The sequence below is a fragment of the Microbacterium sp. P2_F9 genome (genome assembly GCF_056403635.1).
Genome location: NZ_JBFUFC010000017.1, coordinates 1 through 12979 on the forward strand (window position 1 = coordinate 1; position 12979 = coordinate 12979).

At 69.5% G+C, this 12979-nt stretch carries 11 protein-coding genes and 1 pseudogene; all 12 read left to right on the plus strand.

The window, feature by feature from the left end; genetic code table 11:
- A pseudogene (gene hisE / locus AC1DVT_RS03255) lies at positions 1–72 on the plus strand (phosphoribosyl-ATP diphosphatase); the annotation flags it as partial.
- Positions 73–121: 49 nt separating this feature from the next.
- A complete protein-coding gene (gene hisG, locus AC1DVT_RS03260) occupies positions 122–964 on the plus strand; it encodes an ATP phosphoribosyltransferase (RefSeq protein ID WP_457098692.1) in 843 nt (280 codons plus the stop codon).
- Positions 964–1758, plus strand: coding sequence for an imidazole glycerol phosphate synthase subunit HisF (gene hisF, locus AC1DVT_RS03265; protein WP_477386482.1), 795 nt, complete (start codon positions 964–966; stop codon positions 1756–1758). Before hisG ends, hisF begins: the two co-directional genes overlap by 1 nt.
- Entirely contained in the window at positions 1755–2114 is a 360-nt protein-coding gene (gene hisI / locus AC1DVT_RS03270) for a phosphoribosyl-AMP cyclohydrolase (protein ID WP_457098694.1), read from the plus strand. Before hisF ends, hisI begins: the two co-directional genes overlap by 4 nt.
- Positions 2111–2710 carry a Trp biosynthesis-associated membrane protein gene (locus AC1DVT_RS03275; RefSeq protein WP_477386484.1) on the plus strand — a complete coding sequence of 200 codons (600 nt, stop codon included), beginning with the start codon at positions 2111–2113 and terminating at the stop codon, positions 2708–2710. Before hisI ends, AC1DVT_RS03275 begins: the two co-directional genes overlap by 4 nt.
- Before the next feature lie 32 nt (positions 2711–2742).
- On the plus strand, positions 2743–2973 hold the full coding sequence (locus AC1DVT_RS03280) for a DUF6704 family protein (RefSeq protein WP_457098696.1): 231 nt from the start codon (positions 2743–2745) through the stop codon (positions 2971–2973).
- A gap of 2 nt (positions 2974–2975) precedes the next feature.
- Positions 2976–3779, plus strand: coding sequence for an indole-3-glycerol phosphate synthase TrpC (gene trpC, locus AC1DVT_RS03285; protein ID WP_477386486.1), 804 nt, complete (start codon positions 2976–2978; stop codon positions 3777–3779).
- A 53-nt stretch (positions 3780–3832) separates the two neighbouring features.
- Positions 3833–4987 (plus strand): tryptophan synthase subunit beta, encoded by a 1155-nt coding sequence (trpB, locus tag AC1DVT_RS03290; protein WP_477386535.1) that lies wholly within the window; start codon positions 3833–3835, stop codon positions 4985–4987.
- Complete coding sequence (gene trpA, locus AC1DVT_RS03295) at positions 4984–5796, plus strand: tryptophan synthase subunit alpha (protein WP_477386488.1); 813 nt, start codon at positions 4984–4986, stop codon at positions 5794–5796. Before trpB ends, trpA begins: the two co-directional genes overlap by 4 nt.
- Positions 5797–5847: 51 nt before the next feature.
- Positions 5848–6831 carry a prolipoprotein diacylglyceryl transferase gene (gene lgt / locus AC1DVT_RS03300; RefSeq protein ID WP_477386490.1) on the plus strand — a complete coding sequence of 328 codons (984 nt, stop codon included), beginning with the start codon at positions 5848–5850 and terminating at the stop codon, positions 6829–6831.
- 54 nt (positions 6832–6885) lie between these two features.
- Positions 6886–11472, plus strand: coding sequence for a glutamate synthase large subunit (gltB, locus tag AC1DVT_RS03305; RefSeq protein ID WP_477386492.1), 4587 nt, complete (start codon positions 6886–6888; stop codon positions 11470–11472).
- The gene (locus AC1DVT_RS03310; protein WP_477386494.1) at positions 11465–12931 is read left to right on the plus strand and encodes a glutamate synthase subunit beta; all 1467 of its coding nucleotides are present in this window, start codon (positions 11465–11467) and stop codon (positions 12929–12931) included. Before gltB ends, AC1DVT_RS03310 begins: the two co-directional genes overlap by 8 nt.
- Positions 12932–12979 lie beyond the last annotated feature (48 nt).

The window sequence follows — 12979 nt, forward strand, 5'->3', positions numbered from 1 at the left end:
CTGCTGTACCACCTGCAGGTCCTGATGATCGCGAAGGGGCTCACGCTCGAGGACGTGTACCGACATCTCTGAGCGTCACCCCCGTTCCTCCGGCCAACCCCACACCGAAAGCCACGCCGTCATGCTGCGAATCGCCGTGCCGAACAAGGGATCGCTCGCCGAGACCGCCGCGGAGATGCTCTCCGAGGCCGGATACGTGGGTCGGCGCGACCCCAAGGACCTGCACATCATCGATCCTCAGAACGAGGTCGAGTTCTTCTATCTGCGCCCCAAGGACATCGCGACGTACGTCGGGTCCGGCGCCCTCGATGTCGGCATCACGGGCCGCGACCTGCTTCTGGACGCACGGATGCCGGGCGCCCGCGAGATCGAGGCTCTCGGGTTCGCGGCCTCCACGTTCCGCTTCGCCGCGCCCCCCGGACGCTTCGCTGACGTCTCCGATCTCGACGGTGTGCGCATCGCGACCTCGTACCCGGGCCTCGTCGACAGGTTCCTCGATGAGCACGATGTCGCGGCCGATCTCGTGCCGCTCGACGGCGCAGTCGAGTCCGCGGTCCGCCTGGGCGTGGCGGATGCCATCGCCGACGTCGTCGAGACCGGCACGACCCTGCGGCAGGCAGGCCTCGAGATCTTCGGCCCCGTCATCCTGCAGTCCGAGGCCGTCCTGATCGGCTCTCCGGCCGAGGTCGACGGCGCCGAGACCCTCCTGCGGCGCCTGCGCGGCGTCATGGTCGCGCGGCAGTACGTGCTGATCGACTACGACCTTCCCGCCGATCTCGTCGACACAGCGGTCGCGATCGCTCCCGGCATCGAGTCGCCGACCATTTCGCCTCTCCGCGATCCGAAGTGGGTGGCCGTGCGGGTGATGAGTCCGCGCAAGGGCGTCAACCAGGTCATGGACGCGCTCTACGCGATCGGCGCGCGCGCGATCCTCGTGAGCGCCATCCACAACGCGAGGCTCTGATGGCCGTCGTCTGCCGCGTCATCCCTTGCCTGGACGTCGCCGCCGGACGCGTCGTCAAGGGCGTGAACTTCGAGAACCTGCGGGACATGGGCGACCCGGTCGAACTCGCCCGGATCTACTACGAGCAGGGCGCCGACGAGCTGACCTTCCTCGATGTGACAGCGACCGTCGATGACCGCGCGACGACCTACGACGTCGTGCGCCGCACCGCCGAAGAGGTCTTCATCCCGCTGACCGTCGGGGGCGGAGTCCGCACGACGGACGACGTCGCCCGGCTGCTGTCCGTCGGCGCCGACAAGATCGGGGTGAGCTCGGCGGCGATCGGCCGCCCCGCCCTCATCGACGAGATCGCGGACCGCTTCGGTGCACAGGTGCTGGTGCTCTCGCTCGACGTCAAGCGTGCGACCGGGCCGCTCCGCGAGCGGATCCCCTCGGGCTTCGTCGTCACCACCCACGGCGGCCGCACCGAGACCGAGCTGGACGCGCTGGCGTGGGCACGCGAGGCGATCGAACGCGGGGCGGGGGAGCTCCTGGTCAACTCCATCGACGCGGACGGCACCCGGCAGGGCTTCGACCTCGAGCTGGTCTCCCTCATGCGGGAGATCTCGAGCGTCCCGGTCATCGCGTCGGGCGGTGCCGGCAAGCTCGGCGACTTCGCGCCGGCGATCACGGCGGGCGCCGACGCGGTGCTCGCGGCATCCGTCTTCCACTCCGGTCAACTCACCGTGGGCGATGTGAAGGCCGCACTGCTCGCCGACGGGATCCCGGTGCGCGAAGGGCAGGCGGCGACGTGAGCGAGACGATCGAGCAGCGCATCGCGCAGGTGACCTTCGACGCCCACGGGCTGGTCGCGGCGATCATCCAGCAATGGGACACGCACGAGGTGCTCATGCTCGGATGGATGGATGCCGAGGCCCTGCGCCGGACGCTCACCTCCGGCCGCGTCACCTTCTGGTCGCGGTCGCGGCAGGAGTACTGGCGCAAGGGCGACACCTCCGGCCACGTCCAGTTCGTGCGAGGCGCGCGGCTGGACTGCGACGGCGACGCCATCCTGGTGCAGGTGGAGCAGGTCGGCGTGGCCTGCCACACGGGCACGCGCACGTGCTTCGACACCACCGACCTCGAGCCGGTGACCGGACTGGACCGATGACCGCACGGGCACGCCTGCTGTGCGTGGCGGCCATCGTGCTCGCCGGGGCGATCGGCGTGATCTCGTCGACCCAGACCTGGCTCGTCGTCACCCTCGCGGACGCCGAGCACGAGCTCACCGTGGCGGGAGCCGCCGCAGTTCCCGTCCTCGCGCCGCTCAGCCTGGCCGTGCTCGCCCTCGGCGGGGCGCTGTCGATAGTCGGGCTGGTGCTGCGGTACATCTTCGGCGTGCTCACGGTCGCGATCGCCCTCGTGCTCGGTGTCCTGACCGCGCAGATCGCCTTCGCCCAGCCGCTCGACGCCGCCGCCCGCACCGTGACCGACGCGACCGGGATCACCGGCACGGCCGCGATCTCCGAACTCGTGTCGGGCATCTCGGCGACCCCGTGGCCGATCTGCACACTGATCGCCTGGGTGCTGCTCCTTGCGGCCGGCCTGTTCACGATCATGACCGCGCGCGGCTGGCGAGGCAGCGACCGGCGCTACCGATCCGACGCCGTGCCGCCTGCCGGCCCCGCACCATCCCGTCCGCGTGATGCCGTCGACTCGTGGGACGACCTGTCCCGCGGCGACGATCCGACGGCGGCGCCCCGCTAGACTTGCCGAACTCGCGTACTCGGAGGAAATCCATGAGCAATCCCATCGGCGATCCCGGCCACGGACACTCGCCGGCCGCGTGGACGGCCATCATCATCATGCTGGTGGCCATCGCCATCGGCACCTTCTTCTTCTTCCTGGAGATCCCGGCCATGGTGTGGGTCTCAGCCGGACTCCTCGTGGTCGGGCTGCTCGTCGGCTGGGGCATGAAGAAGGCCGGATACGGCGTCAACGGGCCAAAGTACGCGCCGAAAGAGCATTGAGCATGCTCGCCGACCTCACGGCCGGCGCGGTGGAGGATGCCGAGGCACGCGCCTCGCTGCGGCCGCTCGCGGTCGTCGAGTCTCTTGCGCTCGCGCGCCCGGCGGCCCGCGATGCCCTGGCTGCGCTGGCTCCGGCCGATCGGGTGAAGATCATCGCCGAGGTCAAGCGCGCGAGCCCCTCGCGCGGTGACCTGGCCGCGATCCCCGACCCGGCCCTGCAGGCCCGCCGCTACGAGCAGGGCGGCGCATCCGCGATCTCGGTCCTCACCGAGGGCCGGCGATTCAAGGGCAGTCTCGCCGACCTGGAGGCGGTCCGTGACGCGGTCTCGCTGCCCGTGCTGCGCAAGGACTTCATCGCGACCGAGTACCAGGTGCTCGAGGCGCGGGCATCCGGCGCCGACCTCGTGCTGCTGATCGTGGCCGCGCTCGAGCAGGACGTGCTCGCGCGGCTGCACGCACTCACCCTCGACCTCGGCATGACGCCCCTCGTCGAAACGCACTCGGCGGACGAGGTCGATCGCGCCGCAGACGTCGGCGCGCGGCTGATCGGCGTCAATGCCCGGGACCTGTCGACCTTCGCGCTCGACCGGGATCTGTTCGGCCGACTCGCTGAGCGCATTCCCGCCGGCGCCGTCCGCATCGCCGAGTCAGCAGTGCTCATCCCGGAGGATGTCGCGCACTATCGCGCCGCGGGCGCCGACGTGGTGCTCATCGGCGAGGCCCTTGTCACCGGCGACCCGGTGGCGACACTCGGCGCGTTCCTGGCGGCCGGGGCATCCGAAGTATCGAGGAGCGAGTCGAAGTGAGCAGTCTGCGAGATGTCACCGGGCCCTTCTTCGGGGAATTCGGCGGCAGGTACATGCCGGAGTCGCTGATCGCCGCGATCGACGAGCTCACCGCCGCCTACGAGGCCTCGAAGTCCGACCCCGCGTTCCAGGCGGAGTTCCTCGGTTTGCTGCGCTCCTACGCGGGGCGACCGTCGGTGCTGACGGAGGTGCCGCGATTCGCGGCGCACGCCGGCGGCGCCCGGGTGTTCCTCAAGCGCGAAGACCTCAACCACACCGGATCGCACAAGATCAACAACGTGCTCGGCCAGGCGCTGCTGACCAAGCGTCTGGGCAAGACGCGCGTGATCGCAGAAACAGGAGCCGGCCAGCACGGCGTCGCGACCGCGACAGCGGCAGCCCTCTTCGGCTTCGACTGCACGATCTACATGGGCGAGGTGGACACCCAGCGTCAGGCGCTCAACGTCGCCCGGATGCGCCTGCTCGGGGCCGAAGTGATCCCCGTCCGCACGGGTTCCCGAACCCTCAAGGACGCGATCAACGATGCCTACCGTGACTGGGTCGCCACCGTCGAGACGACCAATTACATCTTCGGGACGGCCGCAGGACCGCATCCGTTCCCCGCCATGGTCCGCGACTTCCAGAAGGTGATCGGCGAAGAGGCCAGGGCGCAGCTCCTGGAGGAGATCGGTCGACTCCCTGATGCCGTCGTGGCATGCGTCGGCGGCGGTTCGAACGCGATCGGCATGTTCGACGCCTTCCTCGATGACGCCGACGTCAAGCTCTACGGTGTGGAGGCCGCCGGCGACGGCGTGGACACGCCTCGGCACGCGGCATCCATCGAACGCGGCCGGCCCGGCGTGCTGCACGGTGCGAAGACCTTCGTGCTGCAGGACGAAGACGGTCAGACCGTCGAATCCCACTCGATCTCCGCGGGGCTGGACTACCCAGGGGTCGGACCCGAGCACGCCTGGCTAGCCTCCATCGGCCGCGCCGAGTACATCCCGGCCACCGATGACGAGGCGATGCAGGCACTGCGGCTGCTGAGCGAGACCGAGGGCATCATCCCCGCCATCGAGTCGGCGCACGCGCTCGCCGGCGCGCTGCGGCTCGGCCGAGAGCTCGGACCTGACGCCGTGCTCGCCGTGTGCCTGTCCGGGCGCGGCGACAAGGACATGGACACCGCCGCCCACTACTTCGGCCTCTACGACCAGGAGGAGCAGGCATGACCTCCCGCGTCGCTGCGGCCATCGATGCAGCCAAGGCGGAAGGCCGCGGTGCGTTCGTGGGCTACCTTCCGATCGGCTTTCCAGACCTCGCCACGAGCATCGAGGCTGCCGTCGCCCTCGCTGAGAACGGCGCCGACATCCTCGAACTTGGGCCGCCCTACTCCGATCCCGTGATGGACGGCACCGTCATCCAGGAGGCGACGCAGACCGCTCTCGCCGCCGGCTTCCGGCTGCGTGACACGTTCACGGCCGTGCGCGCGATCACGGAGCGCGTCTCGGTGCCCGTGGTCGTGATGACCTACTGGAACCCGGTGCTGCAGTACGGCGTCGACCGCTACGCCGACGACCTCCTCGCGGCCGGCGGCGCCGGCATGATCACACCGGACATCACGCCGGACGCCGCAGGCGAATGGGTCGCCGCGAGCCGTCGAACCGGGCTCGACCGGATCTTCCTCGCCGCCCCGACCTCGACCGACGAGCGACTCGCGCTCATCGCCGCGAGCAGCACGGGTTTCGTCTACACGGTCTCCACGATGGGGATCACCGGCGAGCGGGCGGAGTTGGATGCCGCGGCCCGCACCCTCACCGCACGTCTGCGGGAGCACCGGGGATCGGACGGCGAGGCGATCCGCGCCTGCGTCGGGATCGGCATCTCCACCGCCGACCAGGTCAGCTCGGTGCTCGCCTACTCCGATGGCGCGATCGTCGGAACGGCCCTGGTCCGGGCGCTGCGCGACGGCGGGGTCGAAGGTCTCGCTGAGACGACCAGGGCGCTCGTCGCGGGCACGCGTCCGACGCACCCGAACTAGACTTCTCAGGTCGTCGCGACCGCCGCCCCCGCACTGAAGGACACCACCCCCATGATGAACGCCGCCCTGAGCGTGGTCGCCAGCATCCCGAGCCCGCCCGATAGCTCGTTCGACGTGCAGATCCTCGCGTGGACCTTCACGATCCACTACTACGCGCTGTGCATCATCGCGGGGATCATCGTCGCGACGTTGCTGACCAACCGCCGCCTCACCAAGCGCGGCGCCGAGCCGTGGGTCGTCATCGACATCGCCCTGCTCGCCGTGCCTCTCGCGATCATCGGCGCACGGATCTACCACGTGGCCACCCATCCTGGCTTCTACTTCGGGCCGGGCACGAACCTCTGGGCGATCTTCTACATCTGGGAGGGCGGCATCGCGATCTACGGCGCCCTCATCGGCGGCGGGATCGGCGCCTGGCTCGGCTGCCGGTGGACCGGCATCCGGTTCACCGCGTTCGCGGACGCCMTCGCGCCCGGTCTCCTCATCGCGCAGGCGCTGGGACGCTTCGGCAACTGGTTCAACCAGGAGCTGTTCGGCCTTCCCACGGATGTGCCGTGGGGCCTCGAGATCTCCAGCACCAACCCCGCCTTCCCGCCGGGACTGGCCGACGGAACCCTGTTCCACCCCACGTTCCTGTACGAGGTGATCTGGAACCTGCTCGGTGCCGCGGTGCTCCTGTGGGCCGGCCGACGCTTCACGCTCCAGTGGGGCCGCCTCTTCGGCCTCTACCTCATCTGGTACAGCGGCGGACGGATCATGTGGGAGTCCATCCGCATCGACCAGAGCGAGATCTACCTCGGCCTGCGCACGAACGTGTGGGCAGCGATCCTCGGCGTCATCCTTGGTCTGGTCATCCTGATCGTGCAGAGGCGCCGGCACCCCGGGCTCGAGCCCTCTCCGTACGTGCCCGGCCGCGAGTGGACGGCCCTCGGGGCTGTACAATCGCAGGACACCGACGACTTCGTCGACGTCAGCGAGCCGCCGACGGACGACGTCGCCGAGGGCACCGCCACAAGCACACTCGCCGCGAAGTAACAGCAGCCGGGCCGACGTCGTCCCATCTTGAGCATCAATGTGAGGACGGTAGGAATGCTTTCGAGCCCCCACCGCGGCGCCGGTCCATCGGACCTTGGCGCCTTCCCGCCGAAGCAGGGGATGTACAACCCTGCGTTCGAAAAGGACGCCTGTGGTCTGGCGATGGTCGCGACACTTCGCGGCGAGCCTGGGCATGACATCATCGCCCTGGCGCTGACGGCCCTGCGCAACCTCGAGCACCGCGGCGCGATCGGGTCCGACTCGGGCACCGGCGACGGCGCGGGCATCCTCACGCAGATGCCGGATGCCTTCCTCCGCGCGGTGGTGGACTTCGACCTTCCTCCCGTCGGCGAGTACGCCGCAGGCATGGCCTTCCTGCCGCACGACGCCGAAGAGCGCGCAGCGCTCAAGGCCGGCGTCGAGCAGATCGCGGCGAGCGAGAATCTGGTCATCCTCGGCTGGCGCGCGGTGCCGGTCGATGAGACCCACCTCGGCAAGCTCGCCTACGCCGCGCGCCCGGTCTTCGAGCAGCTGTTCGTCGCACGCCCGGGCTTCGGCGCCGAGCCCGCTCTGTCGGGCATCGCTCTGGACCGGCGCGTCTACCGGCTGCGCAAGCGCGCCCGCCGCGAATTCGGCGCGTACTTCGTGTCGCTGTCGTGCCGCACGCTCGGCTACAAGGGCATGGTCACGACCCTGCAGCTCGAGCCGTTCTACCCCGACCTCTCCGATGAGCGCTTCGCCTCGGAGCTCGCGGTCGTGCACTCCCGCTACTCGACCAACACCTTCCCGTCCTGGCCGCTCGCCCAGCCCCTGCGGATGCTCGCCCACAACGGTGAGATCAACACCGTGAACGGCAACCGCAACTGGATGCGCGCCCGCCAGTCCCAGCTCGAGTCGGAGCTGCTGGGCGACATCCGCCCGCTCCTCCCGATCTGCACGGAGGGCGCGAGCGACTCCGCCTCGTTCGACGAGGTGCTGGAGCTGCTCACCCTCACGGGCCGCAGCCTGCCGCACGCGATCATGATGATGGTGCCGGAGGCCTACGAGAAGCAGGTCGACATCGACGGCGACCTCCGCGCGTTCTACGACTACCACTCGATGCAGATGGAGCCCTGGGACGGTCCGGCGGCGCTCATCTTCACCGACGGCACCGTCGTCGGCGCGACGCTCGACCGCAACGGGCTGCGCCCCGGCCGCTGGACCGARACCACCGACGGCCTGATCGTCATCGGCAGCGAGACAGGCGTGCTCGACTTCGAGCCCGAGCGCATCAAGCGCCGCGGACGCCTTCGCCCCGGGCGCATGTTCCTCGTCGACACCGCGCAGCAGCGCATCGTCGAGGACGACGAGATCAAGGCGGACCTCGCCGCCCTCCAGCCGTGGCAGGAGTGGCTCGACGCCGGACGCGTGCGCCTCGCCGACCTTCCCGAGCGCGAGCACATCGTGCACCCGATCGCCTCGATCACCCGGCGCCAGCGCACCTTCGGCTACACCGAGGAGGAAGTTCGCATCCTCCTCACCCCGATGGGCCAGAACGGCGCGGAGCCGCTGGGCGCCATGGGAAGCGATACACCCCTGGCGGTGCTGAGCGAGCGCCCGCGTCTGCTCTTCGACTACTTCACGCAGCAGTTCGCGCAGGTCACGAACCCGCCGCTCGACTCGATCCGTGAAGAAGTCGTCACCTCGCTGTCGCTCGGCCTCGGCCCGGAGCGGAACCTGCTGGCGTGGGGTGCCGACCACACGCAGAACGTCACGCTCGACTTCCCGGTGATCGACAACGACGAGCTCGCGAAGATCCAGCACATCGACACGGCTCTGCCCGGTCGCTCCTCGGTGACGATCCGCGGCCTCTACCGCGTCGAGGCCGGCCACAAGGGCATGCAGAAGCGCCTGGCGCAGATGTGCCAGGAGGTCGACCACGCGATCGAGGACGGCGCAGAGTTCATCGTGCTCAGCGACCGCGACTCCAACAAGGACCTCGCCCCGATCCCGTCGCTGCTCATGCTCGCGGCCGTGCACCACCATCTCATCCGCAACGAGACCCGCATGAAGGTCGGGATCGTCGTCGAGGCGGGCGACGTGCGCGAAGTGCATCACGTGGCGACGCTCATCGGGTACGGGGCATCCGCCGTCAACCCGTACCTGGCGATGGAGACGGTGGAATACCTCGTCCGCGCCGGCTTCATCACGCACATCACGCCCGAGAAGGCCGTGCGCAACCTGATCTACGCGCTCGGCAAGGGTGTCCTGAAGATCATGTCGAAGATGGGCATCTCGACCGTGTCGTCATACGCGGGCGCGCAGGTCTTCGAGGCCGTCGGCCTCGCGCCGGAATTCGTCGCCCGCTACTTCACGGGCACCGAGTCGAAGCTCGGCGGAGTCGGACTCGACGCCATCGCCGAGGAGAACGCGGCGCGCCACGCGTACGCGTATCCCGAGGACGCCGCCGTCCGGGCGCACGAGCGCCTGTGGACCGGTGGCGAGTACCAGTGGCGCCGCGACGGCTCGCCGCACCTCTTCAACCCGGACACGGTGTTCCGCCTGCAGCACGCCACCCGCACGCGTCGGTACGACATCTTCCGCGAGTACACGAAGCTCGTCGACGACCAGGCCGGCGAACTCAAGACGCTGCGCGGCATGTTCGCGCTGCGCACCGGCGTACGCCCGCCCGTGCCGATCGACGAGGTCGAGGAGGTCGCGTCGATCGTGAAGCGATTCTCGACCGGCGCGATGAGCTATGGCTCGATCTCGCGGGAAGCGCACGAGACGCTCGCTATCGCGATGAACAGCATCGGCGGCAAGTCGAACACCGGCGAGGGCGGCGAGGACGTCGACCGGCTCCTGGACCCCGAGCGGCGCAGCGCCATCAAACAGGTGGCGTCGGGCCGGTTCGGTGTGACGAGCCTGTATCTGACCCACGCGACCGACCTCCAGATCAAGCTCGCGCAGGGTGCCAAGCCCGGTGAGGGTGGCCAGCTGATGTCGACCAAGGTGTATCCGTGGATCGCGCGCACGCGGCACTCCACGGCAGGCGTCGGGCTGGTCTCGCCCCCGCCGCACCACGACATCTACTCGATCGAAGACCTCAAGCAGCTCATCTTCGACCTCAAGCGCGCCAACCCCGACGCGCGGGTGCACGCGAAGCTCGTGAGCCAGTCCGGGATCGGCGCGGTCGCAGCCGGCACGGCCAAGGCCCTGGCCGACGTGATCCTCGTGTCGGGACACGACGGCGGCACCGGCGCGAGCCCGCTCAACTCGCTCAAGCACGCCGGAACGCCGTGGGAGCTCGGCCTCGCCGAGACGCAGCAGACCCTCATGCTCAACGGCATGCGCGACCGGGTCGTCGTCCAGGTGGACGGTCAGCTCAAGACCGGCCGCGACGTCATCATCGGAGCCCTCCTGGGCGCCGAGGAGTTCGGCTTCGCGACGGCCCCGCTCGTCGTCTCGGGCTGCRTCATGATGCGCGTCTGCCACCTCGACACGTGCCCCGTCGGCGTCGCGACGCAGAACCCCGTCCTGCGGGCCCGCTTCAACGGCAAGCCCGAATTCGTCGTGAACTTCATGGAGTTCATCGCCCAGGAGGTTCGCGAATACCTCGCCGAACTTGGATTCCGCAGTCTCGAGGAGGCGGTGGGTCATGTCGAGCTGCTCGACGTGAACGGCGCGATCGACCACTGGAAGGCGAACGGGCTCGACCTGTCGCCGATTCTGGAGGGACCGGAATTCGCCGATGACGAGCCGCGTCGCAACCTGCGCGGTCAGGAGCACGAGCTCGACCAGCACTTCGATGTGGCGCTCATCGAGCGCGCCCGCGACGTCATCGAGCACGGCGGCCACGTCACGATCGACCTCCCGATCCGCAACACGGAGCGGGCCGTCGGCACGCTGCTCGGCCACCACGTCACGCTGGCGCACGGTGAGAACGGACTGCCGTCCGGCTCCATCGTGGTGAACCTCACCGGCTCGGCCGGCCAGTCGTTCGGCGCCTTCATGCCGGCGGGCATCTCGCTGCGCCTCGAAGGCGACTCCAACGACTACGTCGGCAAGGGTCTCTCCGGAGGCCAGATCGTCGTGCGCCCGCCCCGTGGAGCGAACTTCGAGGCATCGCAGAACGTCATCGCCGGAAACGTCATCGGGTATGGCGCCACGCAGGGCACCCTGTTCCTCAGCGGCGTGGTGGGGGAGCGGTTCTTCGTCCGCAACTCCGGCGCGACTGCCGTGGTCGAGGGCGTCGGCGACCACGCGCTGGAGTACATGACGGGTGGCCTCGCGGTGATCCTCGGCGCCACCGGCCGCAACCTCGGCGCCGGGATGTCCGGCGGGACGGCCTACGTCTACCGACTCGACCGCGCGCTGGTCAATCGGGAGGCGCTCGCCACCGGGGAACTGGTGCTGGGCGAGCTGGGATCGGGGGATGCCGAGATCCTGCGCGACCTGCTGGAGCAGCATGTCGCCGAGACCGACTCGACCCTCGCGTCGTCGATGCTCGCCGACTTCGATCGCGTGCTCGATGACTTCGTGCGCGTACTGCCGCGCGACTACGCAGCGGTGCTGCAGACCCGCCAAGACGCGGTCGCCGAGGGGCTGGACCCCGACGGCGACGTCGTCTGGACTCGCATTCTGGAGGTGACGGGTGGCTGACCCGAAAGGTTTTCTGAAGGTCACGGATCGCGAGCTGCCCCCGCGGCGGCCCATTCCGGTGCGCATCATGGACTGGAAAGAGGTCTACGAGCCCGGTGACGGGGCGGTGCTGCGTCGGCAGGCCGGACGCTGCATGGACTGCGGCATCCCGTTCTGCCACAAGGGCTGCCCGCTCGGAAATCTCATTCCGGAGTGGAACGACCTCACGTGGCGGGGGGAGGGGCGTGCCGCGAGCGAGCGGCTGCACGCGACCAACAACTTCCCCGAGTTCACCGGGCGCCTGTGCCCTGCGCCGTGCGAGAGCTCGTGCGTGCTGGGGATCAACCAGCCCGCCGTCACGATCAAGCAGATCGAGGTGTCGATCGTCGACGAGGCGTTCGGCCGCGGCTGGGTCGAGCCGGAGCCCCCGGGTCGCCTGACCGGCAAGACCGTCGCTGTGGTCGGGTCCGGGCCTGCCGGCCTCGCCGCCGCGCAGCAGCTCACCCGAGCCGGTCACACCGTCGCGGTCTACGAGCGCGACGACCGCATCGGCGGGCTCCTCCGCTACGGCATCCCGGACTTCAAGATGGAGAAGCGCCACATCGAGTCGCGCCTGCGGCAGATGCAGGACGAGGGCACCAGATTCCGCGCCGGAGTCGAGATCGGCAAGGACATCTCGTGGAGCGACCTGCGCGCCCGCTACGACGCGGTGGTCATCGCGACCGGCGCGACGGTGCCTCGTGAGCTCACCATTCCCGGCCGGGACCTCGCGGGCGTCCACTTCGCCATGGAGTACCTGGTCGAATCGAACCGCGCGACCGCCGGCGACTCCGTCGCCAACCAGATCACGGCGGAGGGAAAGCACGTCGTCGTCATCGGCGGCGGCGACACCGGCGCCGACTGCATCGGGACGGCGCACCGCCAGGGTGCGCTCAGCGTCACCAACCTCGCGATCGGCCGCCGCCCCCCTGGGGAGCGCCCCGAGCACCAGCCCTGGCCGATGTCGCCGACGCTCTTCGAAATCCAGTCCGCGCACGAAGAGGGTGGAGAGCGCTCCTACCTCTCCTCGACCGTCGAGTTCGTCGGCAACGAGGTCGGCGAGGTCCGTGCGCTGCGGGTCGCCGAGACGGAATTCGTCGACGGCAGGCGCGTGCCCAAGAGCGGGACCGAGCGGGACATCCCGGCCGATCTGGTGCTCATCGCGATGGGCTTCACCGGTCCGGAGCGCGAGCTTCTGGAAGGTCAGCTCGGTGCGCAGTTCACCGACCGCGGTGCGGTGCAGCGCGAGGACGACTTCCACACCACGGCACCCGGCGTCTTCGTCGCCGGCGATGCCGGGCGCGGTCAGTCGCTCATCGTCTGGGCGATCGCCGAAGGCCGTGCAGCAGCCGCGCACGTGGACACGTACCTCATGGGTGAGACCGCGCTGCCGGCGCCGGTGCGGGCCTCCGAAGTCGCGATCGGGTTGCAGCCCGCGTAGGCTGGGACCGGTCCTTCGACCCACTTTCCCCCGACTTCACGGAGCACA